Source organism: Paraflavitalea pollutisoli, from assembly GCF_029360705.1.
Classification (GTDB): domain Bacteria; phylum Bacteroidota; class Bacteroidia; order Chitinophagales; family Chitinophagaceae; genus Paraflavitalea; species Paraflavitalea pollutisoli.
The window spans coordinates 2,862,398-2,885,831 of the sequence record NZ_JARKMX010000008.1; the positions used below are offsets into that span (position 1 = coordinate 2,862,398).

At 51.9% G+C, this 23,434-nt stretch carries 17 protein-coding genes; 10 read left to right on the plus strand and 7 right to left on the minus strand.

The features are described from left to right. Positions 1–107 precede the first annotated feature (107 nt). The 3 genes from P2W70_RS25020 (at position 108) to P2W70_RS25030 (ending at position 3,607) form a co-directional block, all read left to right on the plus strand. Entirely contained in the window at positions 108–1,025 is a 918-nt protein-coding gene (locus P2W70_RS25020) for an SMP-30/gluconolactonase/LRE family protein (protein ID WP_276484281.1), read from the plus strand. A 37-nt stretch (positions 1,026–1,062) separates the two neighbouring features. Next, positions 1,063–2,520: an alpha-L-fucosidase gene (locus P2W70_RS25025; protein ID WP_276484282.1), complete on the plus strand. Its 1,458-nt coding sequence runs from the start codon at positions 1,063–1,065 to the stop codon at positions 2,518–2,520. 235 nt (positions 2,521–2,755) lie between these two features. Next, entirely contained in the window at positions 2,756–3,607 is an 852-nt protein-coding gene (locus tag P2W70_RS25030) for a ThuA domain-containing protein (protein ID WP_276484283.1), read from the plus strand. Positions 3,608–3,717: 110 nt separating this feature from the next. On the opposite strand, the gene P2W70_RS25035 is transcribed toward P2W70_RS25030, so the two are convergent. Beyond that, positions 3,718–4,590 carry a polysaccharide lyase gene (locus P2W70_RS25035; protein ID WP_276484284.1) on the minus strand — a complete coding sequence of 291 codons (873 nt, stop codon included), beginning with the start codon at positions 4,588–4,590 and terminating at the stop codon, positions 3,718–3,720. Between the two features lie 301 nt (positions 4,591–4,891). On the opposite strand from P2W70_RS25035, the gene proB reads away from it, so the two are divergent. Both proB and P2W70_RS25045 read left to right on the plus strand, forming a co-directional pair. Continuing rightward, on the plus strand, positions 4,892–5,926 hold the full coding sequence (proB, locus tag P2W70_RS25040) for a glutamate 5-kinase (RefSeq protein ID WP_276484285.1): 1,035 nt from the start codon (positions 4,892–4,894) through the stop codon (positions 5,924–5,926). Positions 5,927–5,934: 8 nt separating this feature from the next. Further along, entirely contained in the window at positions 5,935–7,176 is a 1,242-nt protein-coding gene (locus P2W70_RS25045; protein ID WP_276484286.1) for a glutamate-5-semialdehyde dehydrogenase, read from the plus strand. Positions 7,177–7,585: 409 nt separating this feature from the next. On the opposite strand, the gene P2W70_RS25050 is transcribed toward P2W70_RS25045, so the two are convergent. The 3 genes from P2W70_RS25050 to P2W70_RS25060 are packed head-to-tail and all read right to left on the minus strand — an operon-like array spanning position 7,586 to position 9,611. Beyond that, on the minus strand, positions 7,586–7,789 hold the full coding sequence (locus P2W70_RS25050) for a hypothetical protein (RefSeq protein WP_276484287.1): 204 nt from the start codon (positions 7,787–7,789) through the stop codon (positions 7,586–7,588). A gap of 58 nt (positions 7,790–7,847) precedes the next feature. After that, a complete protein-coding gene (locus P2W70_RS25055; protein WP_276484288.1) occupies positions 7,848–8,564 on the minus strand; it encodes a LytR/AlgR family response regulator transcription factor in 717 nt (238 codons plus the stop codon). A gap of 9 nt (positions 8,565–8,573) precedes the next feature. Beyond that, entirely contained in the window at positions 8,574–9,611 is a 1,038-nt protein-coding gene (locus tag P2W70_RS25060) for a sensor histidine kinase (RefSeq protein WP_276484289.1), read from the minus strand. A 240-nt stretch (positions 9,612–9,851) separates the two neighbouring features. Here P2W70_RS25060 and P2W70_RS25065 point away from each other — a divergent pair, with 240 nt between their 5' ends. Continuing rightward, entirely contained in the window at positions 9,852–12,308 is a 2,457-nt protein-coding gene (locus tag P2W70_RS25065) for an outer membrane beta-barrel protein (protein ID WP_276484290.1), read from the plus strand. A 92-nt stretch (positions 12,309–12,400) separates the two neighbouring features. On the opposite strand, the gene P2W70_RS25070 is transcribed toward P2W70_RS25065, so the two are convergent. Continuing rightward, positions 12,401–13,780, minus strand: a complete 1,380-nt coding sequence (locus P2W70_RS25070) for a YeiH family protein (RefSeq protein ID WP_276484291.1) — start codon at positions 13,778–13,780, stop codon at positions 12,401–12,403. Positions 13,781–14,053: 273 nt separating this feature from the next. Continuing rightward, positions 14,054–15,979, minus strand: a complete 1,926-nt coding sequence (locus P2W70_RS25075; RefSeq protein ID WP_276484292.1) for a glycoside hydrolase family 97 protein — start codon at positions 15,977–15,979, stop codon at positions 14,054–14,056. 253 nt (positions 15,980–16,232) lie between these two features. On the opposite strand from P2W70_RS25075, the gene P2W70_RS25080 reads away from it, so the two are divergent. From P2W70_RS25080 to P2W70_RS25090, 3 genes are all read left to right on the plus strand, one after another. After that, complete coding sequence (locus P2W70_RS25080; RefSeq protein WP_276484293.1) at positions 16,233–16,694, plus strand: hypothetical protein; 462 nt, start codon at positions 16,233–16,235, stop codon at positions 16,692–16,694. 285 nt (positions 16,695–16,979) lie between these two features. Continuing rightward, positions 16,980–17,786: a hypothetical protein gene (locus P2W70_RS25085; protein ID WP_276484294.1), complete on the plus strand. Its 807-nt coding sequence runs from the start codon at positions 16,980–16,982 to the stop codon at positions 17,784–17,786. 3 nt (positions 17,787–17,789) lie between these two features. Next, on the plus strand, positions 17,790–18,542 hold the full coding sequence (locus P2W70_RS25090; RefSeq protein WP_276484295.1) for a phosphodiester glycosidase family protein: 753 nt from the start codon (positions 17,790–17,792) through the stop codon (positions 18,540–18,542). Here P2W70_RS25090 and P2W70_RS25095 read toward each other — a convergent pair. After that, positions 18,505–20,826: a GAF domain-containing protein gene (locus tag P2W70_RS25095; protein WP_276484296.1), complete on the minus strand. Its 2,322-nt coding sequence runs from the start codon at positions 20,824–20,826 to the stop codon at positions 18,505–18,507. The genes P2W70_RS25090 and P2W70_RS25095 overlap by 38 nt on opposite strands. A gap of 250 nt (positions 20,827–21,076) precedes the next feature. On the opposite strand from P2W70_RS25095, the gene P2W70_RS25100 reads away from it, so the two are divergent. After that, positions 21,077–23,434 carry a response regulator gene (locus tag P2W70_RS25100; protein WP_276484297.1) on the plus strand — a complete coding sequence of 786 codons (2,358 nt, stop codon included), beginning with the start codon at positions 21,077–21,079 and terminating at the stop codon, positions 23,432–23,434.

Genomic DNA, 23,434 nt, shown 5'->3' on the forward strand with positions numbered 1-23,434 from the left:
GCACAGCTGGCCTGTACGATGATCGCTAAAATAGTTGCAGACAATAGCCATCCACGCCTTTATATTCGCCACGAATTGTGTAGCATTGCACCATAAACTGGCACCATATGATCGACCGATCCTTTTTGCGACTTGCTTCCCTGGCCATGCTCCCCTTGCTGCTATGGGCCTGTCACACCACACACAATAGCAGTAGCTCCGACAGCCTGGTGGCGCCCGGCACTCAACCAACACTTGTATCAAAACAGTTCAGCTTTACCGAAGGACCTGCCGTCGACAAAGCCGGCAATGTGTTTTTTACCGATCAGCCCAATGATAAGATCTGGAAATACGATACCGAGGGGAAGCTGAGCCTATTTCTCGATAAAACAGGCCGTTCGAATGGCCTTTATTTCAACAAGGAAGGGCACCTCATCGCCTGCGCTGATGCCAAAAACGAATTGTGGGCTATTTACCCCGACCGAACAGTCAAGACCCTTATGGATAATTATGAAGGGAAAAAGATGAATGGCCCCAACGATCTCTGGATCGACAAACGGGATGGCATTTATTTTACCGACCCCTACTATCAGCGGGACTATTGGACGCGCAAACAGCCCGAGCTGCCAAAGATGCACGTCTACTATCTCGCACCAGGGCTTACAACACCCGTGGTGGTGGCCGATAGCCTCAACCGGCCCAATGGCATCGTTGGTTCCAAAGACGGCAAGACCTTGTACGTCGCAGATATCGGTGCCTCGAAGATCTATCGTTACCAGGTCAATGCCGACGCCTCACTGAGCAACCGTATGCTGTTTGCCAGCCAATCCGCCGATGGCATCACGCTCGACAGCAAGGGCAACCTGTATGCTGCCGGCAATGGAGTTACTGTGTATAATCCCAAAGGAGAAAAGATCCTGCATATACCTGTTCCGGAGAAGTGGACGGCCAACCTTTGCTTTGGTGGCAAGAAAAGAGATCAACTGTTCATTACCGCTTCTACAGCTGTATATGTATTGCCCATGCTGGTCAGGGGCATTGAATAATCATGCTTTACTCACCAACCATCATACCCTGCTTACGATGTACCAATCATTGAACAAATACAGTCTGCTGGTTGCCGGCTTGTTACCACTGGCATTGCTGGCACAAAACAATAGCAAGGCGCCTGCGCCTGTACTCCCCATACCTTCTGCTGCCCAATTGACATGGCACGAAATGGAGATGAATGCCTTTGTGCATTTCACCACCAATACTTTTACCGATAAGGAATGGGGGTATGGTGATGAACAACCTTCGGTCTTCAATCCTACCCAGGTCGATGCGGGCCAATGGGCCAGAACGTTGAAAGAGACCGGCTTCAAGACCATGATCCTCACCTGTAAACACCATGATGGTTTTTGCCTGTGGCCCAGTAAGTACACCGAACATTCGGTCAAGAACAGCCCCTATAAAAACGGCAAAGGCGATATCGTGCGCGATGCGCGTGATGCGGCTAAAAAATACGGCTTGCAGTTTGGCGTGTACCTGTCGCCCTGGGATCGCAACCGGGCCGACTATGGACAACCTTCTTATGTAGAATACTATCGCAACCAACTGAAAGAACTGTTTACCGGTTATGGACCAGTCTTTGAGATGTGGTTCGATGGGGCCAATGGTGGCGATGGCTATTACGGTGGTGCCCGTGAGAAACGCCGCATCAACGGAGCTACCTATTACGATTGGCCGGGCACCCTCGATATGGTGCGCAAAATGGAACCTAACGTGATCTTCTTTAGCGATGCAGGACCTGGTGTACGCTGGGTGGGCAATGAACGCGGCGTGGCGGGTGAAACGAACTGGAACACCATCAGTACCGATACCCTGCATGCCGGCAAGCCCAATATCGAAGCACTGCTCAACACCGGCTCACCCGACGGCAAACAATGGGTACCTGCCGAGGTAGACGTATCCATCCGGCCAGGCTGGTTTTACCATGCTGCTGAAGACAGCAAGGTGAAGACACCGCAGCAGTTGTTCGACATCTACCTCACCTCCGTAGGTCGTGGATCGACCCTGTTGCTCAATATTCCGCCCGACCGCCGTGGCCTCTTTCACGAGATCGATGTACAGTCACTGAAAGACTTTTCTGCCTTGTTAAAGAAGACCTTTGCCAACAACCTTGCCGCCAAAGCTACCGTTACCGCTGATAGCTACCGCGGTAAACAGGCAGCTTTTGCACCACGCCAGCTGACCGACGGCAACAAAGAAACGTATTGGGCTACTGACGATGATCAAACCACGGGACAGTTTGAGGTAAGCCTCAAAGGCAGCCCCACTGTTCAATACATCGTATTACAGGAATACATCAAGCTCGGTCAGCGGGTACAACACTTCACCGTAGAAGCGTTGGTCAATGGCAGCTGGAACAAGATCACAGAAGGCACGACGATTGGTTACAAGCGCATTTTGAAAGTAACCCCTATCAATGCCAGCAAGATCAGGGTCAACATCACTTCAGCAAAAGCCTGTCCGGTGATCTCGAACTTTGAAGTCTATTAGCCAACCAGCTCTTTGGTAAAAATATCGGGGTAAGGGTGTATCGGGTACGGTACACCCTTATACATTGGGGGCTCTACTGGAGACTCGTGGGTACCAATGAGCTTATAGGGCATGGGTTTATTCCTGAGGCTGCTATTTAATCGACAGATGGTCGTTGCGTCTCAAACGTTTTCGGAAACGGCCGTGGCATAGCGCAGGAATTTGTTTATCTTCGGAACAAACAGCCCCTTCATTCATGAACCATTTGCCTGCCCGCTTTATTACCTTCATCAGCATTTTCTTTGCCTCGATCATCGCCGTGCAAGCGCAACAGCCTGCATTTCGCGTTGTTGGCTTTTTTACCGGCAAAGCCGACCAGGCACATATCAGTTTTGTAAAGGAAGCGCATGAATGGTTGTACAGGGTGGCCAAAGAAAACAATTTCACCTACGACTCTACCTCCAATTGGAGCAACCTCCATACCGGCTACCTGCAACAATACCAGGTGGTGCTTTTTCTCGATACACGCCCGGAAAAAGAAGACCAGCGCAAAGCCTTTCAGCAATACATGGAAAATGGTGGCGCCTGGATAGGCTTCCACTTCGCAGCTTTTGCCCTGACGCCCTCTGCCGTTCCGCAGAACTGGGATTGGTACCATAACCAGTTTATTGGCGCTGGTCAGTACAAGAGCAATACCTGGCGCCCCACGTCTGCCGTAGTGAAAGTGGAGGACCGGAGAAATCCTTTTACCCGTCGCCTGCCAGCTACGTTTACGACAGCCCCCAATGAATGGTATTGCTGGCAAAACGATCTGCGGGAGAATGCGGATATCAAGATCCTGTTATCGATCGACCCTTCCAGTTTCCCACTGGGCACAGGCCCCAAGCCTCACGAGATCTGGCACAGCGGTTATTTCCCAGTAGCCTGGACCAACAAGAAATACCGGATGCTGTACATGAACATGGGGCACAACGATATCGACTACGAAGGCAAAACGAATAAAACCCTCTCCTACACGTTCGCCAACGAGATCGAAAGCCGGTTTATCCTCAATGCCATTCTGCACCTGGGCGTCAACAGGTCCTTGCAAACGCGGTCGGCCGAATAGCATCGGGCATACAAAAAGCCCCGGCAGGTGGGTCCGCCAGGGCTTACTATGGTCTTGCCTTTTGCAGCAATTAGTTATTCTATCCTTCCCTGCGATGCGATCGGTTGTTGTTAACTGATCTTATTCACGACCAGGTTGTCGTAATAAATATACCCGACGGTCGATGACTTCCAGTAATCCTGGCTGCCACCGCGGAAGGTATGAAAGGTGACCTGCTTGATCAGGCGCTGTGCGTCATTGGTGGTCCACCGGATAGGAATATCCAGCAGCGTAGTACCATTGATGATGATCTGCGCACGACCGTTGGTGTTACTGCCTGTATTGCTCTTGATATACATGTGCACATGGTAGGTGGTGCCCTTCACGAGGCTACCCGAAGAGGGGTACGACTTACCAAAGTTGTCGCCATACTGACCAGCCTGGTCTCTGTGGTATACGTAGGGATGGAAGTAGATCCTTCCGTTGTTGTTGTACCACATAAGACGGAAGGTGCCGCCATTGCCATCCCAGGCAGGATCGCCACCAGCATTACCTTCGCCGATCGAGAAACCAAAGCCTAGTTTGCCACCACGGCTCCAGTCGAAGGCGCTGTGAAAACGGATATCATAATCGAGCTCATAGGCAGAACCGTCAGACACATCGATATTGCTCACGATGCCACCGGCACCCGACAGCGCGTTGGGCTCCAGCGTTACACGCAGGGTACCATTAGAGATCATAGAACGTCCCTGGTTCCAGCCACTGATATTACCAAAGTCGGCACCCGCCTGGCCGGAGGTATACTGCGTACCATGCGTATAGCTATCCCAGTTTTCGGAGAAGGAACTGTTGATGGCATTCACTTCTACTTCTTCCGGGGTAGCCTTGGCAGGCTCTTCCACCAGTAATTCGGGAGCGGTTTGTTTCTGACAGGAAATAATAGACAGGCATAGGCAAATAAGGCATGCAGCCGTTACATGGTGTGTTCTGGTTTTGATTTGCATTTTTCTTCATTTAATTGGATAAAATATAATTGAGACAAGACCATACGTGTTGTACACGGGCCTGGCTTCGCCCGGGCGGGCGTTTCGTTTGCAAATCACTTGGAGAAACCTGGTGCGCTGCTGCGTCCGGGAGAGATAGCGGACAAAGCATTCAAGGAAAGTTAATCATTGTTTTTGAACCATTGCTACCTTCTATTGGCATTTCAGTAAGCTCCATATTCCCGTATGGGTGGTGCAGGACGGTGCATTCGCTGGTTATTCATTACTTTTACAGCCATTACTCTATTAAAGCAGTATAGAAATGTCTGGAAAAGTATTGGTTGTCAAGTTAGGAACGGCCGTGATCACCAACCAGGAAGGGAATATCGATACCGGTGTCATCAAAAAGGTGGCCGATGAGATCGCCACCCTGAGCAAAAAATACCGCGTGGTATTGGTGAGCAGCGGCGCTGTGGGTAGCGGAAAGAAGTTTCTGCGGGACTACAAAGGCACCTTGTCCGAACGCAAGGCGGCGGCGGCTGTCGGCAACCCGGTACTGATCCAATTATACGCGCAGCATTTCAAACCACACGGTATCCCGGTGGCGCAGGCGCTCTGCGAACGGGTACATTTCTCCAACCGCAAGCAATTTCTGCAACTGAAAGAAACCTTCGTCACGTTCTGGGAGAACGGGATCATTCCTGTAGTGAATGAGAATGACCTAATCAGCAATGTAGAGATCAAATTCTCCGACAACGATGAACTGGCTACCCTGATCGCTATCGGCTTCGATGCTTCGGCCCTGTTGCTCTGCACCTCGTCTGGCGGCCTGCTCGACGATCAGAAACAGGTGATACCGCGTATCGACAAAGTAGCGTCGGTCATGAAATATGTGAGCACGGAAAAGAGTGGCCTTGGATTGGGTGGTATGATCTCCAAGCTCACCTTCACCCGCCTGGCGACCTCGCTGGGCATCCAGGTGGTCATTTGCGGGCTGAAGGGCGACAAACCCTTATCAGGCGCCCTGGAAGGTCGTAGCGGCTCTTATTTCGAACCCCAGGAATCGACGTTGGGCGCCCGCCAAAAGTGGCTGGCCAGCGGATCGGTCACCTTGGGCACCATTCATGTCGACAAGGGCGCGGCCAAGGCCTTACAAGCGCGCAAGAGCCTGCTGACAGTTGGCATCACCCAGGCCAAAGGAAAGTTTGGTGTGGGAGAAGTGGTGCAGTTGGTCGATGAGGAAGGCACTATTCTCGGGGTAGCGAAAACCCGGGCCGATGTAAGATCCATCAATAACCAACTGACCGTTAAAAATGTGATCGCGGCCCATGCCGACGATATTGTTCTCTTTTATTAAGCAACGCCATGAAATCGATACAACCACTGCTTGCCAAAACACACAAAGCAGCTACCAGTTTACAGTCGCTGACCGGCAAACAATTGCAAACCACTCTACGTGCCCTCGCCGACCAGCTGGTGGCCCACACCGATACGCTACTCAAAGCCAATGCAAAAGACATAGCCCGGCAGGATGCCGGTAATCCGCGCAACGACCGGTTGCTGCTGACGGCCGACCGCATACGCAATATTGCCAATAGCATCAAAAAAGTGGCGGGTCTACCCGACCCTACCGGCCAGGTGCTGGCCAAACGAACATTGCCCAACGGGCTGCAACTACAAAAGCTGAGTGTGCCATTGGGCGTTGTGGGTGCTATTTATGAATCCAGGCCCAATGTTACGTTCGATATCGCAGCACTCTGTTTGCGCAGCCGCAATGCCTGTGTATTGAAAGGCAGCAGCGAAGCGGCCGACACCAATACGGCCGGTGTGAAGCTCATTAAAAAAGTGCTGACAGAACAAGGCATCGATCCGGATGTGGTGACGCTGTTGCCACCGGCGCGCGAAGTGGTAGAACAATTGTTGACAGCCACCAGGTATATCGATGTATTGATACCCCGTGGTTCCGATAGCCTGATACAGTTTGTACGCAAGAACAGCCTGGTACCGGTGATAGAAACGGGAGCCGGCGTATGCCATGTGTATGTACATAAAAAGGCCGATGTACAAATGGCAGCGGAGATCGTGATCAATGCCAAGACCTCGCGACCATCGGTGTGCAATGCGATGGACACATTATTGATCGATAAAAGTATTGCCGCGAATGTATTAAAGCGGATCAGACCTACCTTTGAAAAGCAGGGCGTGGAGGTATTTGCCGATGCCCCGGCGCAAGCGATATTGAAACAATACCCGCATTTACACAAGGCGACACCGGCCGATTATGGCCGCGAATACCTCAGTCTGAAATGTGCGGTGAAGGTGGTGGACAATATTGAGGAAGCGCTGGCGCATATTGCGGCGCATTCCACCAAACATTCCGAGGCGATTGTATCTGCCGATAAGGCCGTCTGTGAGCGCTTTATTCGTGAGGTGGATGCGGCGGCTGTCTACAGCAATGCCTCTACCCGGTTTACCGATGGAGAAGAATTTGGTCTGGGTGCGGAGATCGGCATCTCTACCCAGAAGCTGCATGCCCGGGGACCTTTTGCCCTGGAAAAGTTGGTGACCGAAAAATGGGTGATCCGGGGGAAGGGGCAGATCCGGTAATATTGACTGACATTTTGCCAAATCCGGCACTGTTTTGGCGGGTTAAATGGCTGGCGTTCAATGCCAATTTATATACTCATGCCCATCGATCTACCATTCTCCAAAACGATCAAACCCGCCATGGGCGCGGCTATGCCGATCCAACAGCATATAAAACCGCTTCCAGCCTGCATTTGAGGGCTCCCGACATGGGGTTCACATGGAGTTGACCTGGGGTTAACCTGGCGTTGACTACCGGCTGATACGGATCAACTACTAAGCAACTACGGCGCAGCTATAAGACAGCTATACTACCGACTGTGAGCCCCCTTTAGTGTAATTGGTTTACCTAGCGGTAAGATGATGAGCAGGATGGCAGCACCAAAGATGCCTACGGCCAGTTTGGCGCCCGGCGATGCTTTAGGCGTAGCTATCCATCCTCCCCATCCGTCACTTCCGTACCGGGTCCTTCCCGCTCAAAATCCTTCTCCCCTTCCTGTATATCCTCGGGCAGGTTCTCATTGGCCCGTGGATTGGGATTCTTCTTGATCGCATCCATCTTGGTGGGCGGTTCTTCTGGCGGCAACTGCTGGGGAACAGGTTGTTCCGGCTCTTTCTTCTCGTGCTTGTCCATAGGTCGTTTTAGGAGAAACTGCTTAAAACTTCGTGCCAGGGAAGGAAAGGCCAGAGCGCTACAATCCCAACTCCTTCAAAAACGTTTCCTTGTAATTGCTGCCAATGGGTATCTCCGTGCGGCCGATGAAGATGCGGTTGCCTTCAATGTGGGAGATGGCTGCTTTGTTGATGATAAAGGAGCGGTGCACGCGGATGAACCGGTTGGTGGGCAACTGTTGTTCTACCGCAGTGAAGGTCATCGCGGGCAACAAGGTTTGTTGCATCATCACGATCTTTGTATAGTTGCCACTCGCTTCTGCATACAGGATATCATCGTACTGCACCTTGAAGATCTTACTATCGATGCGAACAAACGTATAATCACCTTCTTTGATATCGGCAATAGCGGCAGAGCCCGGCACGGCCGGTGGGCGGGATAAGATGCTGATCGCTTTATCGACAGCTACAATAAACCGCTCCAGCGAAAAAGGCTTCAGCAGGTAATCGCAGGCCGCCAGGTCGAAGGCGTTGACCGCATACTCCTTGTACGCCGTCGTAAAGATCACCTGCGGTGGCTCCTTCACCGTTTTCAGAAAGGCGATACCATCCAGTACCGGCATATTGATGTCCAAAAACAATATATCGACCTCCTCCTTTTCCAGCACCGCTTTGGCTTCGAGCGCATTGGCACAGGAAGCAACTACCTCCAGCTGTGGCAGGTGTTTGCAATATCCCTCTATGATCTCGCGGGCAATGGGCTCATCATCGGCAATCACGCACCTGTATCTTGTCATACACGTTAGTTATTTCTTTAGCCGCAATTGCAGCATCACGTTATAGGTTTCTTCATTTTCTTCAATGTCCAGCGCGTAGCGGTTGGGATACAGCAACTCCAGGCGTTTGCGTACATTATCCAAACCAAATCCGCTGTGTACATTCAGGATACCCCGCTCGCCATTGTCGCGTTTGTTGCTGTTCTTGATCGCGAACAACACCGAGTTGCCCCATATCTTCAACTTGATATCTATATAGATCTCCTGCTGCGTCGTATTCTTCGCATGCTTGAAGGCATTCTCGATAAATACGATCAGCAACAACGGCGCAATCTTAATCCCCGGATCGACGCGGTACTCAAACTCTGTCGTCAGCACCAGTTTCTCCCCAATGCGGATCTTCTCGAAATCGATGTAATTGTAGACATACTCCATTTCGCTCTGCAGGGGCACAAATTCTTCGCGTGCTTCGTATACCGAATAGCGCAACAGGTCGGAGAGCTTCAACAGCAGGGCAGGTACTTTCTCGGACCGGTTGAGCGAAATACCATAGATATTGTTGAGTGTATTGAATAGAAAGTGGGGACTCAACTGACTTTGCAACAATTTCAGCTCACTATTGCTTTGTTCTGCACTCACCCTTGCTTCACGGATCTGCCCGGCTACGCTGTGCCTCACCAGGGTAATGATAATCCCGGCCGTAACTGAGGCAACGAGCAAGCATACTGCCGCCAGGAAATAAGGCATAAAAAAACGGGTATTAATGGAGATGCTGCTGAAGAGCATCAACCCCAACAAACTGGCAAGGAGGAAGACGCCTAACAAAATAAAAGTCTTGGAAATTATAGGCCGTCTGCCGTCCGTCCACAATTGCGACATATACCTTCCGATATACGCTCCTCCAAAAACGTACAGGGTGGTAAAGAAAGCTACGGCTTCATCTTCGCGGATATGTGCTGCCTCGGCATACATGTGTGCACACATCAGGATCGGCAGGCCGATCGCTACGTGCAGCAACAGGTTATACGTTGTCTTTTTTGTCTTACTGATCGTGTTACTAAGCTTCATGTTCTCTTTTTTCGGCTGATTGTAGGGTACAAAAATGATCAGCCGGCATCGATCGCCCAAACTGTCATGACGAACCTCCCGTCACCGGGGCCGGACAACATACCTGGCGGGACGAAATTTTGATCAGCCAAAACCGGCCTTCCGTCCGCCAACCTGCTGCATACGACATGATTATTTCTGCTGCCTGCCAAAGGGGCGCAATTTTGCTCCATTCCTTACTTTATCACAATCATAGACGCCATGAAATCCAGTTTTACCCGCTTATTCACCCTTTGCCTCACCCTCTTATCGGCCGTAGCCAACGGCCAGGCACCGGGCAAGACCATCAGCGGTATGGTCAAAGATATACAAAATGAACCGGCACCAAATGCCAGCATCCGCTTGCTCCTGGCCACCGACTCTTCTGTGGTACAAAGCAAGATGAGCAAAAGCAATGGCCGCTTCGAGTTTACCAACCTGAACAACGGTGCCTACCTCTTATCCGTCACCATGACGGGTATGAAACCCTATACCAGTGCGCCGCTCACCCTCAGCGACCAACGCAGCACCGTAGCCCTGCCGGCCATCATCCTTACCCCCAATAAGAAAACGACTTTGCAGGCAGTTACCGTGACCGCCAAAAAACCACTGATCGAGCAAGACATCGACAAGACCATCGTCAATGTAGAATCGATGGTCAGTGCCTCTACCAGCAATACCCTTGAAGTACTGGAAAAAACACCCGGCATTACGGTCGATATCAATGGCGAGATCAGCCTCAACGGCGCCAATGGCGTGAATGTGCTCATCGACGGACGCCCCACTTACATGACTGGCCGTGACCTGGCCGCCTACCTGCGCTCCCTGCCCGGCGGCATGCTCGACAAGATCGAATTGATGAGCAATCCCCCAGCAAAATACGATGCCAATGGCGCCGCCATCATCAACATCAAACTCAAGCGCAAACGTACCCATGGTTACGTGGGCAGTGTAAACCTCAATTACAACCAGGGCAAGCTGGCGCGTAGCTACAATTCACTCAACCTGAATTATGTGAACCGTAAAGTAAACCTGTTTGCCAATGTAGGGGCAGGCCGGTATGCCGATTTCGAAGATGCCAGCACCAACCGCTCGTTTTTCAATGGTTCGGCACAGAAGAACGGCGGTATCAGTATGAACACGTATAATACGTCCGGCTCCAACGAATGGACGGGCCGCCTGGGCATGGACTATACGTTATCGCCTAAAACCGTCATCGGCGTGATCGTCAACAGCGGCTACCGCAAACGCAAAGAGGCATTTGAATACAACAACTACAATTACAGCACCGGACTGGAACCCGATTCCATAGGCCATGGTACTACCGACAACCGCAGTACCTGGCGGCCGCTGGGTGCCAACCTCAATTTCACCCACCGCTTCAATGAAAACGGCCGTGAACTGACCGCCGATATCAACTATATCAATTACCACAGTACAGGCAATCAGCAGCTCGCCAATGACGTTACCCTGCCCGACGGCTCGTTGATCAACAGCCGCGACTTCGTGTATCGCCTGCCCTCCGACATCGATATTTATACAGCACGGGCCGACTATAGCCATCCGCTGAAAAACAAAGCCAGTATATCCGGTGGCTGGAAATCGAGCCTGGTGGAGAACGACAACCTATCGGATTATGCAGCCCTCGATGGCAGCCAGGAAATGCCCGACTATGGCCGCTCCAACCATTTCATCTACCGGGAGAATATCAATGCGGCTTACATCAATGGCCGCAAGGACTGGAAACGTATTGGTATACAAGCCGGCCTCCGCGTAGAACAAACGCATACCAAAGGGGAACAGTTGGGCAATGCGATGGTCGCTGGCTCCACGTTTATCAACGATTATACGAGCCTCTTCCCTACCCTTTTCATCTCGTATAAACTGGATAGTCTGGGCAAGCACACCCTCGCCGGCAACTACTCACGCCGCATCAACCGGCCTGGTTATCAGCAACTGAATCCTTTCCTGTTCTTTGTAGATCAGTACTCGCTGAATACGGGTAACCCGACGTTACGCCCTACCTACGGCAACTCCGTGCAGGTCAACTACCGGTACAAGCAGTTGCTGAACTTCATCTTCAACTTCGAGCGTCAAACCGATGCCGTATTCGGAGCTTCCCGCGTTGAAGATAATATCCTGATCAACCGGTCAGAAAACCTGGGTTCCCGCCAGATGATCGCCCTGCTGACCTACTATACCTTCAACCTTACCAAATGGTGGAATGTGAATTACCAGCTTGCCGGAGCCCGCTTCAGCAGCAAGGGGCAATTGTATGATGACAAACTCGACCTGCACCAACTTACCTGGCGCACTACGATCATGAACCAGTTCCGTTTTAAAAATGACTGGAGTGGTGAATTGTTTGCCGCCTACAATGCACCCAACATCAATTTTCAGCGTACTGTGCAAGCCCGGTACTGGGCCAATGTCGCCATACAGAAGAAGATTATGAAAGGCAAGGGATCACTGAAACTGAATGTGGAAGACATGTTCTACACCTTGCGTTGGGAAGAAGAGACCAAGGGTCTGAAGCAAGCCAGCATTGTACGCTCCAGCAAAAACGATAGCCGCCGCGTAGGTCTCTCTTTCAGTTATAGTTTCGGTAAAGAAAGCTTCTCGCGCAAGCGCCGCTACAATGACAACACTGCCGACGATGTGAAAGAGAGAGCGCAGTAACTGCAATAGGGTTTATCCGTATCCTACCAAACAAACTGGCCTTGTAGTTGCTTACAAGGCCAGTTTGCATTTACGTACTATAACGGCATAACTTATTTGATATCAGGGGTTGCCAGCAAGATACCGCCAAAAAGCAGGAAGGCCCATAGCAGGGTCCAGAGAATATTAAAGATCTGGGCGCCGATAAAGGCCAGCGCAGGCCGTCCGCCCTGTATCTTGACCAGGTCGGAGAAACGTGCTTCCAGTCCGATCGCTACAAAGGCCAGCGCAAACCATACCGTACGCAGGCTATTGAGGATACCGCCAACCGATTTGCCGGTAGCAGTTGGTATCCAGAAAGAGAAGATGAGTGAAGCAACGATAAAACCCAGTACAAACTTGGGGAATCGCTCCCAGACTACGCCGAAGCCTGGTTTCTCGGCACCGGCTGCTGCGCGTTCCGCTGTATTACCACTCCGGCGATAGGTCCACCAGATGGCAATGAAGAAAGCGGCTACACCGATCAGTACATTTTGCGAGAACTTGATGATCACGCCCGCTTTAAGTGCGGCTGGGCCTACTAGTTCGGCAGCCGCCGTTACGGAGGCAGTGGTATCCAGTGTACCGCCCAACCAGGCACCACCGACAATTTCAGGGATACCTAATTCTTTCACCAGCCAGGGCTGCAGGATCATCATCGGGATGGCCACCAACAATACCAGGGTGGTGACATACGACAGTTTCTTCTTATCACCTTTGATAGCACCGGCGGCTACGATGGCTGCCGATACGCCGCAGATGGCCACGGCCGAAGCGAGGATCACCCCAAACTCATCATCCACTTTCAGCTTGCGGCTCAGCCACAAGGCAAAGAACCACACGACACTCACCACGAGCACGGCTTGCAGTATACCGGGCAAACCTGCCTTCACGATATCGGTAAACAATACACTGGTGCCGAGGATCACGAGGCCGGTCTTGATGAAGAACTCAGACCGTGCCGCTTCGCGCAGCCAGTCGGGGATCGTTGTCAGGTTGCCGATCAGCAAACCCATGACCAGGGCAAACACCACGTATTCGATACCATAATAATTGATCGTTTTGTTACCCCCAATGATGAGCGCCGCTATACCCACTACAAATACGAGGGTGAAACCCGCGAGGTATCGTTTGATACTACCCCCGGATAACCCAATGGCAATAGATGACAATACGGCAAACAATACGCCGATGCCGGCAATAAGGGTCAGGTTAGGCCCCGTCAGCACTTTGGCAAACAGGTCATCGGTCGTGGCCCATTTATAATCTGGTACAGTAAACTTGAATCCTTCTGCCACCGCTACGATGGTGAGGGCTGCCAGGATAATGACGCCACCGATCAATACGGCCCACCAATCTTCGGTGAGGGTGGCGAAAAAAGACTTCTTTTCCTCGGCGGGCGGCAGGATTTGAACATTCTGATTAGCCATGGCAGGCGTGTTCCCGTTCGACATGTTATTTTTTTATGCGATCTGAAAATGAAATGAGCCTAAGGTATCCAATAATTGCATACCTGAACGCAATTTTAATAATGTCGTGAAAGGATGAACTGGTAATTAATCATGCCTTATTGCATCGGCCTGGTCTGGCACAGTTACGTAGAAGCGTCTGTAACAGCAAAACAGGCAGGTGGCTTGTAGTCCACCTGCCTGGTAGGCAAATTAAGTGCATTTGGGGGAACTGCCAAAACAGCCCCTGTTTTTAATCTGAGAGGGGATTGCTGGTCCTTATTGCACGGGCGTCAATACGGCGAGCCAGCCGCCACCACCCGCCATCTTCATGGGGATGACATCGCCTTTCTTCACTTGTTTGCTTTCTATCTTGTAATCCACCGGGTATTTAGCCGCATTGATACCATCGGTCAATATATCGATGCGGTAATTGCCTTCTGGCAGGAAATCGAGTTTGGCTTCGAGCGTACGCGGCTCCCAATCGGTCATGGCACCGATATACCATTTCTTGTCGTGCCGACGGGCAATAGCTGCATAGGTGCCGATCTTACCTGTGAGCGGTACGGTCTTATTCCAGGTAGTGGGAATGCTGGCAATAAAGCGGGTGAAGACCGTATCCTGTAAATACATCGAAGGCGTTTCCGCCAGCATCTGCAGGGGCGCTTCGTACATCACATACATCGCAGCCTGGTGGGCGCGGGTACCGCGGCTCATGGGCTCGGTGAAGTTGACGGCAAACAGCTTTTTGCTGGAATTGCGCATGGCGCCGGGGGTATAGTCGAGCGGACCCGCTGTCATGCGGGTGAAGGGCAGGGTGAGGTTGTGCTCGGGGGTGATGTAGTCGGCCCATTTGTTGTTCTCCAAACCTTTTACCCCTTCGTAGTTGATGACATTGGGATACTGGCGGTTGAGGCCAACGGGTTTGTAGGCACCATGGTAGTCTACCAGCATTTTCCGGTCCATGCAGGCTTTGGCCAGGCGCTCGTAAAAGTTAACCGTGTACTGATCGGCGCGTTGGATAAAGTCGACCTTGATGCCCTTCACCCCCCATTGTACAAAGAGGTCGAGCAGTGAATCCATCTTTTCATCCATGGGGCGCCAGAGCGTCCACAGGATGATACCTACTCCTTTCGAAGCGCCGTACTGCGTCAGTTCTTTTACATCGATCTCTTTGCGGGGAGCGCTTACGTCGGTGGTGGTACGCGACCAGCCTTCATCGAGGATCACATATTCCAGGCCAAAGCGTGCTGCGAAATCAATATAGTATTTGTAAGTAGTGTTGTTGATGCCCGATTCGAAGGGCACACCAAACAGGTTGTTGGCATTGTACCAGTCCCAGGCCACTTTACCCGGCTTCAGCCAGCTATAATCAGCTTTCGCAGCGGGTCTAGCCAGTTGGAATACGAGTTCATTGGAGAGCAATGATACATCGTCGGGCGCGATCATAATCAGGCGCCAGGGCAAGGAGCGGCTGCCTTTGGTATCGGCAATATAACTTGCCTTCTCGGCCAACACTTCGCGACGGTCGGTACGGGGCGCGATATGACTTTTCAGCACATGTGGCGGGAACTGACCATTCAGTTTGCCACCACCCTGCGGAAACAGGAAGAGATTGGGGTAATCGTACAGGTCAGATTCGGTGATTACCAGTTTGGTGCCCTGGGGCGTGGTTTGGTAGAGGGGCAGGTAAGCGTATTTCTGTTTGGGCAGTGTATCGATGCGCACTTTATCGAACAACGCTTCGTAGTGGGAGATAAATTCCTTATCGTTCTCCTGCGGCCACCAGGCCAGGTTGGCTTCATTCAGTTGGAAGTTCACGTCTTCCGCATCCACTTTCAGGGAAGGCAGTTTTTTATCGAGCACAAAGCGGTAAGCCACCCCATTGTTGTACGCGCGAAACACGAGCGCCACACCGCCGGCAAAGGTCAGCTTCAGTTCTTTGTACACATCAGGTATCCAACTGTTCTTGACTGGTACCACAGAGAAAATAGAATCGTTGTGGGTGGTAGCGATCTGTTTCTGCACTTTAGTTTTGGGACCGGGAAAGCGCTCCCCATTGATGGTAATACCAATCGCCGAGGGCTGCAGCAGGGTTTCGCCGTTGAAGCTGACGCTCCATTGTATTGTGCTGCCGGCTGCTATTTTCACCACGATACGGCCATCGGGGGAAGTCAGTTCATGGTCTGAGGCTAGGACGGCCATGGTTTGGCAGAGTAAGGCAACGAGCAGGACGGTTAATTTACCTGGTCGGCAGCGGCGGATGGTTGGCATGTAACTGTTTTTATGAGCCGCCAATTTACGCCGAAGGGCGAAAAGCGATTAATAGCATTTTAACCAGGAATGGGCGTATTTACACCTATTGGTACGTCAAGGTTGCCACAAAATGCCGCCTGGCGCGGTGGCTCTACGGCTGGCATCAATTTATAGTATCTTTATCGCTAAAATCGACTTCTGTATGTCCTATAAAACACTGAGTACGCTGGCGTTGGTCAGCCTGTTATTTTCCTGTCAGGATGAAGCTGCTAAAAAAGAACCTGCCGCTGACGCAGCCAAGCCTGCTGCGGCTGAGCAAGGCATCAATTGCTACGAATACATCAACCAGGCCGATACGGTTACCTTGCGCCTGATCCATACGGGCGAATCCATTTCCGGCATACTGGTTTATCACCTCGATGGCAAAGATGCCAACAAGGGCACCCTCCAGGGGAATATGCGCGACAGCCTGCTCGTCGCCAATTATTCGTTTATGTCGGAGGGTATGACCTCCGAAAGGCAGGTGGTTTTCAAACTGGACCAAGGCAGCCTGGTAGAAGGTTATGGTGAACGCGTTGTACAAAACGACAAGGAAACGTTCAAAGACCTGTCTTCGCTGAAATTTGATAGTCAGATCCGGCTTTCGCCCGTCGAGTGCAAATAACAGTTGTTTTTAACGAAACCTTATTGCCGGTCCCATCCACCGGTCAACCATCGCTCATCCATCGGTGATCCATCGCTCAAAAGCGGTAGTTTACTAATGGATGAGCGGTCTTTGAGCGATGGTTGACCGATGGTTTGCCCCTACCTGCCCGCTGTTTTGTCAATGAAAGCCGCCTGCTCCATACCTACCTGCACCGACCCTCGTACCTACCTGGCTAGGATCCCACCACATGATACTGGATAATTGCCCCGGAACGACGTACTTTCGGGAACGAATCAGTTATTTATGCCAAACGATCAATTTTTCGGACCGGATATTATTGCTACACTGGCGGCCATTGCCGTCAAAGACCAGGATGCTTTCGAGGCAGCTGCCCGCGAACAAGCCGGCAATATGACATTGCCGCAACTCAAGGAAATGTACCACCTGCTGCACAACCCACCACCCGTTCCAGAAGGGGTAAGTCAGCCTGACGCAGGCGGTTCCGAGTGGCAGGTCGCTTGTCAGTATGCCGTTTTCGAATTGGCCTATCATTTCTATCCGGATACGGAAGCATTCGTTCGGGAGGCAGCCTTCGGTGAATATGATTGGACACAGTCAATAGCCTTGGAAGTATTGTGCCGCTGGTACCTGGAAGGGAAGTTACCGGTATCTATCATCGAAGACATCGACAGCCGGATCCAGGACATGGACTATGAAACACGTCATTATCTTGCGCAGGCCCTGATTCACCGCAACAAAAAAGACCCGCGCTTCACCGATATCATCAACTTGTTCCAGTCTATGCGTTTCAAACTGGCCCTATCGGAACTGCCCGGCAAAATACCACTGACGCGGGAAGAATTGATCCGCCTGGGTGAGCGCATCGTCAACCTGGAGGGAACCGAAGAAGAACTGATCGACATCAGTGAACTGTTCGACAACCACGTGCCTTATCCCAGTGGCAGCAGCCTGTTTTATTTCCCACCCGATTATAAGGAGGACGATGACCTGTCTACCTACCAACCCAATGTGGAAGAAGTCGTAGACCTGTGCCTGAACTACCAACCTATCCAATTGGGCATACAATGCGAAAACCTTAACCAGGAATAATCCATGCCTGCCCTTCGACTGCTATACCTGTTGTTCATTGCCTGCACGCTCGTGAGTGGTGGCACTGTACCGTTGGCGCAACGGCCCGACGAAGCCATCATCGCTTACATCGCCGACCCGCAAAAGCAGGACATACAACTATACTGGAAGGATGACAGCAGCCAGCTGATCGGCAATTTCGAGCGACTCAACCACTACCTGGTAGGCAAACAACAACAACTGGTATTTGCCACCAACGGCGGCATGTATATGGAGGACCGCAGGCCGGTTGGCCTGTTCATTCAACGACAAAAGTCGATACGGGGCATCAACAAAGCGAAAGCGGAAGGAAATTTCTATATGCAGCCCAATGGGGTGTTCTATATCACGACCGATAAGAAAGCCTCCCTCTGTACAACGGCGGATTTCAAGAGCAGCCCCACCATTGACTACGCCACACAATCTGGGCCTATGCTGGTAGTTGATGGAAAGATCAATAGCGCTTTTAAGGAAGGTTCCATCAACTATAACGTCCGCAATGGCGTGGGCCTGTTGCCCGGCAATAAGCTGTTGTTCGCCATGTCCCGGGGCGGCATCAACTTCTATGATTTTGCGAAGTATTTCCAACAACAGGGTTGTACGCATGCCCTGTACCTTGACGGCTTCGTATCGCGCACCTGGCTGCCAGCACAAAACATATTGCAGACCGATGGATATTTTGGGGTGATGATCGGCATTACTACGCAATCCCGATCCGCAAAGCCCGCAGCCCGCTGACGCCCTGCAGTTCTTCCAGCTCCAGCTCTTCCAGGTCTTTCAGCAATACACCTATCTCCTGCAAGTATTCGATATAGGTAATGTAATCGTTGAGGTCACTGCGGTTGAAATAGATCACCGCCAATTTATCGGGCTGCGTGAGCCGTTCACCGGTTTGCCGTACATGCACTTTATCGATCCGCTTCTTGATCATCTGGTACCGGATGTTGTACGCCCCTTCTACATCGAAACGTCGCTCATCGTTGCGGAAGCTGATATCGATGGTATGGTCATGTACAAAAATGAGTTGGGTGGTGCGCAAGGCTACGGCCATATGCGGCAACAAGGCACGGGTGAGCTGCGCGATCTTCGCCATCGACGAGAGCTGCCACAGCCGCACGCCTTTCAAATGGTAATCATCGAAAGGTTTATCGGGCTCAATCGACTGCCCGATGTACAGGTCGTACTCTACCCCATCTGTCCGGAACTTTTCGAAGAAACAGGGATACAGTTGCTGCAGGTTGGTATTCTCGGCATCGAGAAAATCACCCACCACGCTATTGATCTGCTGCATCGACCGCTCCAGGTTGAGCCGGTGCAGGTTGACGCCACTATCCGCCGCCGTGATGGCACTGCGGTAGGTCCGTATGATAGGGGCTACGCCCGGATGCTCCGTCAACAGGTGATCGAGCCAGGACTCCACCTCTACGCCCAGGTAATGATTGAGGTTCGCTTCGTCCGACGTATCCAGTATCTCATTCGTCAGCAACTGTTGCCATTGTTTTACTTTGAAGAATACCTGTTCCATCAGGGGCGAACCATGTACTGCTTGTAAAGCTGTCAAGGTCGATTGCAGCAATTGCAGGTGTACCCCCAGGTCGGCCCGGATGGCATTGTTGCGCTCCACGCTCGAGTTCCTGATATCGACCGCTCCGTATAGCGGATGCAGGTCGCTGAACAGGATCGGATGCGGGGCGGGTGGCTGTTGTTTTTTCTTTTGGTACAGGAACTGCCAGGCAGCCTCCTTGAACTTCCATTGTACGGCGGGCTGTATAGACGTGTACTGCTCCCGCACGATATCTTCTATCTCGAGGTTAAACTCATCGATGAATACCTGCAGGATCTGACCAATGGCAGGCAGGGCCGTTTCCAGCATCGCGATCGGTCTGCCGTCAAACTGTTCATCGCCTACCGTATACATACAGAAAGCGCCTACCATTTTGCCACTATTGAATACCGGCATGGTCGCCATCGACCGCACCCCCGCATCGATAAAATGCTGCAGGAATTTACGGCCCGTGAGGTCTTCCTGCTGCACATCCTGCGTAAAGAACGATTTGGGACTTGATGCGAAACCTGCTGCCTGCCTGGCAAACTCTTCCGGCGAAAGACTTTGATCGCCCCATACGCGGTACAACATACCGGTACCGCCTACCGTATAGCCGTATACATATCGGCCATTCACCATCACCATGGGAAACAGGTCGAATTCGATGTTCTTGTTACGCACCAGGGTTTTGAGGGAGCGGATGATGTGCCGGTAGCCCGCCTCCTGCTCGACTGCGTCGCGCGATAACTTCACCTGTCGCAGGTTATTGAGCGCATGTTCTTCCGTTACATCCGTGATCGTTGCCACCGACAGGCCCCTAAACTCAAACAACTCCAGCGGCAGCAGATTTTCGAGGGCATCGTAACCAGCGCCTTCCTGCAGCAAATGCTGCAGCTTTACCAGGTCAAGTGCGGGCAGGTCGCCTTTCGGCACTACCTCCAGCAGGTCGGCATTGATGTGAATGGTATAGTATTGTAGTAAATCGGTTTTGGGATTGAGGTAGGCGTGAAAGTATTCGTTCTGCCGCGATTGAAAATGGTACAGTTTCTCGAGCACATAGGAGTAGACCATCTGCAATTGCTCACGCCGGAAATCATCGGGAGAGCTATGGGCCAGATCGATCTTATGTGATTGGATCAGTTCATAAAAAGCATCCGTCCCGTAAAAAAGCAGTGGCCTTACGGGCACCCACAGGGACCACAACAGCGCGTTTTCCGACTGCGCCGGTGCGATGCAGGCATACACCCATTCCAGCAATTCCTCATACCGGTAGATATCCTCTACAGGGATACAATCGGGCAGCGTCGAGAACGCGGAGAAACGATCGAGCGCCTGCTGGTAAAAAAGCTTCCGTACGGTAGGCTCGTCCACCACCCGCCGCCGCAACCAGTCGAGGAAGGGGGCAAACGACAGGGAGCAGGATAAACCACGGTCTGTCCAGGAAGGACCCGCATAATCAAGAATCTGTTTCTGCATGGCAATACTTTATATCACGACTTGCAATTTACCTAAATCCGGCCGGATCGCTTTACATATACCCGTTAAAGATCATGCCAGCAATACCAGTTTTGTTGCCGGTTTGCAACTTACCCTGCTGAATGTGTCAGCGGTTAAACAAAACCGACCATCCATTAAATCTTCTTTTGCATCCCACGCCGGTCACGTACCTTGTAGGTTATTGCTACCTGCCGTCGATCCCTGATCGCCGGCGCCACAACTAACCTGTATGCCATCTACGATAACAGCATCTAACGATTTGCAACAACAGATCGACCAGCTCGAGGCCGAACTCGCTCGGCTGAAGGCCAAACTGCAGGCTACCAACCAACAACGATCGGTTACCGTACCGGCCCCCATGCAGCCACTGTTCGATCATGCCGAAGCTACCGTACGCGAATACTTCAAAGGCTTCAAGATGGACCCCACCAAGGGCACCATCGAGATCAACGACCAGCGTTATGTGCTGGTACGTGCATCCGCTTTCTCCAAAGGCTTTCTGGAAACGATACAACGGCTTTATGCCGACAAAGGAGAAACGGAAGCCTTTGCCATCGGCCGTAATTTCCTGTTCGATTATGCCCATGTGATCGGACTGCATGATGCCCGCGACTTTCACGAACGCATGCACGTGACCGACCCCATCGCTAAACTTTCTGCCGGGCCTATTCATTTTGCCTGGTCGGGCTGGGCCTTTGTCGATATCTCCCCTGATAGTACACCCACGCCCGATGAAAACTTCTGTCTTATTTACGATCACCCTTATTCATTTGAAGCCGAATCGTGGAAGCGTGCTGGTAAATTATCGAAGGAACCGGTGTGTGTAATGAATGCCGGTTACTCTTCCGGCTGGTGTGAGCAAAGTTTTGGCATCGAGTTGACGGCGGTAGAAGTAAGCTGTACTGCCCGCGGCGATGACCGCTGTACCTTTATCATGGCGCCTCCGCATAAAATGCCCGAACAGCTGGCCCGCTTCAATGCCAGCCAGGAAAAACCTTTCGCGGCCAGCACCCACCATGCTATCCCTACCTTCTTCGAACGGAAGAAAGTAGAAGAAGAAATGGAACGTTCCCGGCAGCTCGCCGAAGAATCGGCAAGAGCCAAATCGGACTTCGTCGCCAATATGAGCCACGAGCTGCGCACACCACTCGGCGCCATCCTGGGTTTTACCGACCTGCTGCACAAAACCCCACTGAACAACGAACAACAGGATTATATCGACGCGATTCACACTTCTGGTAAGAGCCTGCTGGCCATCATCAACGATATATTGGATCTTTCCAAGCTGGATGCCGGCAAATTTCAGACGGAGATCATTCCCTTCAGCATACCCGAACTGATGCATTCCCTGCAGGTGATGTTTGCCGCCAAAGCAGGCAGCAAGGACCTGCGCCTCAGTTGCAGTGTAGACATGGGCATCAGCTTTCCGGTATTGGGCGATCCCATGCGCCTCACGCAGGTACTGGTGAACCTGATGGGCAATGCCGTCAAGTTTACCGAGGCTGGTGGCGTGTACGTCAACTGCCTGATCCACCGTGAAACGGAAGAAACGGCCGAACTGTCTTTTACTGTTCGGGATACCGGCATTGGTATTCCGGCCGATAAGATCGATCATATCTTCGACCGGTTTACCCAGGTCGACTCCCGCATTACGCGTCAATACGGCGGCACAGGGCTGGGCCTTTCCATCACCAAACAACTGGTGGAATTACTCGGCGGGCAGATCACCATCACCAGCCGCATAGGTGTAGGAACCGAATGCCAGTTTACCCTGCCCTACCGCAAGGCTCACGAACAACACCAACCCACGGTGCGGGAGACCAGCGAACAAAGGGCTTATTATGAGCTGAAAAAAATACTGATCGTTGAAGACAACCTGATGAATCAGAAACTGACGTCCATCATCCTGCGTAACCAGGGTTTTGAAGTGATGGTGGCGCGCAATGGCAGAAAGGCCGTCGACTACCTGCGCGAGCACCCCGCCGACCTGATCCTGATGGATATACAAATGCCTGTAATGGATGGCTATAAGACTACGCAACTCATCCGCCAGGAACTTCGGCTCACCACCCCCATCATCGCCATGACCGCCCATGCCCTTTCGGGCGAACGCGACAAATGCCTGCAGGCCGGCATGAACGATTACCTGGCCAAGCCTTTCCGCGAACCGGACCTGCTCGACAAGATCGCTTCGTGGGCCCGTGAACAACACAGCCAACAGGGCGCATCTATGGAGCCACCAACCCTGCCGCGCATCGACCTCTCGTTCCTCACGCAGCAAACACGCAACAACAAAGCGTTTATCCGCGAGATGATCGCGGTGTTCCTGAAACAAAACCCACGCGAAGTAGCCAAGCTCCATAGTTCACTGGAAAAAGCAGATTACAAAGCCGTGTACAAAACAGCTCACTCCCTGCGCAATACCATTGGCTTTTTTGGACTGACGCCTGCCATTGGCAACGAGCTGCTCACCATCGAGCAATTGGCCATTGGCGGCGAAGAAGTGCACCGGATCGGTGCGCTGGTCAACAAAGTAAGTGCGGTGTGTAAACAGGCCGTGAAAGACCTGAAGGAAGTGGAATTGTAA

Bases quoted from the DNA above. Each gene is read 5' to 3' on its own strand.
- P2W70_RS25075 (WP_276484292.1), bottom strand. From the start codon at position 15,979: ATGGCCGTCCTAGCCTCAGACCATGAACTGACTTCCCCCGATGGCCGT.
- P2W70_RS25065 (WP_276484290.1), top strand. From the start codon at position 9,852: ATGAAATCCAGTTTTACCCGCTTATTCACCCTTTGCCTCACCCTCTTA.
- P2W70_RS25095 (WP_276484296.1), bottom strand. From the start codon at position 20,826: ATGCAGAAACAGATTCTTGATTATGCGGGTCCTTCCTGGACAGACCGT.
- P2W70_RS25025 (WP_276484282.1), top strand. From the start codon at position 1,063: ATGTACCAATCATTGAACAAATACAGTCTGCTGGTTGCCGGCTTGTTA.
- proB (WP_276484285.1), top strand. From the start codon at position 4,892: ATGTCTGGAAAAGTATTGGTTGTCAAGTTAGGAACGGCCGTGATCACC.
- P2W70_RS25020 (WP_276484281.1), top strand. From the start codon at position 108: ATGATCGACCGATCCTTTTTGCGACTTGCTTCCCTGGCCATGCTCCCC.
- P2W70_RS25085 (WP_276484294.1), top strand. From the start codon at position 16,980: ATGCCAAACGATCAATTTTTCGGACCGGATATTATTGCTACACTGGCG.
- P2W70_RS25035 (WP_276484284.1), bottom strand. From the start codon at position 4,590: ATGCAAATCAAAACCAGAACACACCATGTAACGGCTGCATGCCTTATT.
- P2W70_RS25030 (WP_276484283.1), top strand. From the start codon at position 2,756: ATGAACCATTTGCCTGCCCGCTTTATTACCTTCATCAGCATTTTCTTT.
- P2W70_RS25080 (WP_276484293.1), top strand. From the start codon at position 16,233: ATGTCCTATAAAACACTGAGTACGCTGGCGTTGGTCAGCCTGTTATTT.
- P2W70_RS25045 (WP_276484286.1), top strand. From the start codon at position 5,935: ATGAAATCGATACAACCACTGCTTGCCAAAACACACAAAGCAGCTACC.
- P2W70_RS25050 (WP_276484287.1), bottom strand. From the start codon at position 7,789: ATGGACAAGCACGAGAAGAAAGAGCCGGAACAACCTGTTCCCCAGCAG.
- P2W70_RS25090 (WP_276484295.1), top strand. From the start codon at position 17,790: ATGCCTGCCCTTCGACTGCTATACCTGTTGTTCATTGCCTGCACGCTC.
- P2W70_RS25100 (WP_276484297.1), top strand. From the start codon at position 21,077: ATGCCATCTACGATAACAGCATCTAACGATTTGCAACAACAGATCGAC.
- P2W70_RS25055 (WP_276484288.1), bottom strand. From the start codon at position 8,564: ATGACAAGATACAGGTGCGTGATTGCCGATGATGAGCCCATTGCCCGC.
- P2W70_RS25070 (WP_276484291.1), bottom strand. From the start codon at position 13,780: ATGTCGAACGGGAACACGCCTGCCATGGCTAATCAGAATGTTCAAATC.
- P2W70_RS25060 (WP_276484289.1), bottom strand. From the start codon at position 9,611: ATGAAGCTTAGTAACACGATCAGTAAGACAAAAAAGACAACGTATAAC.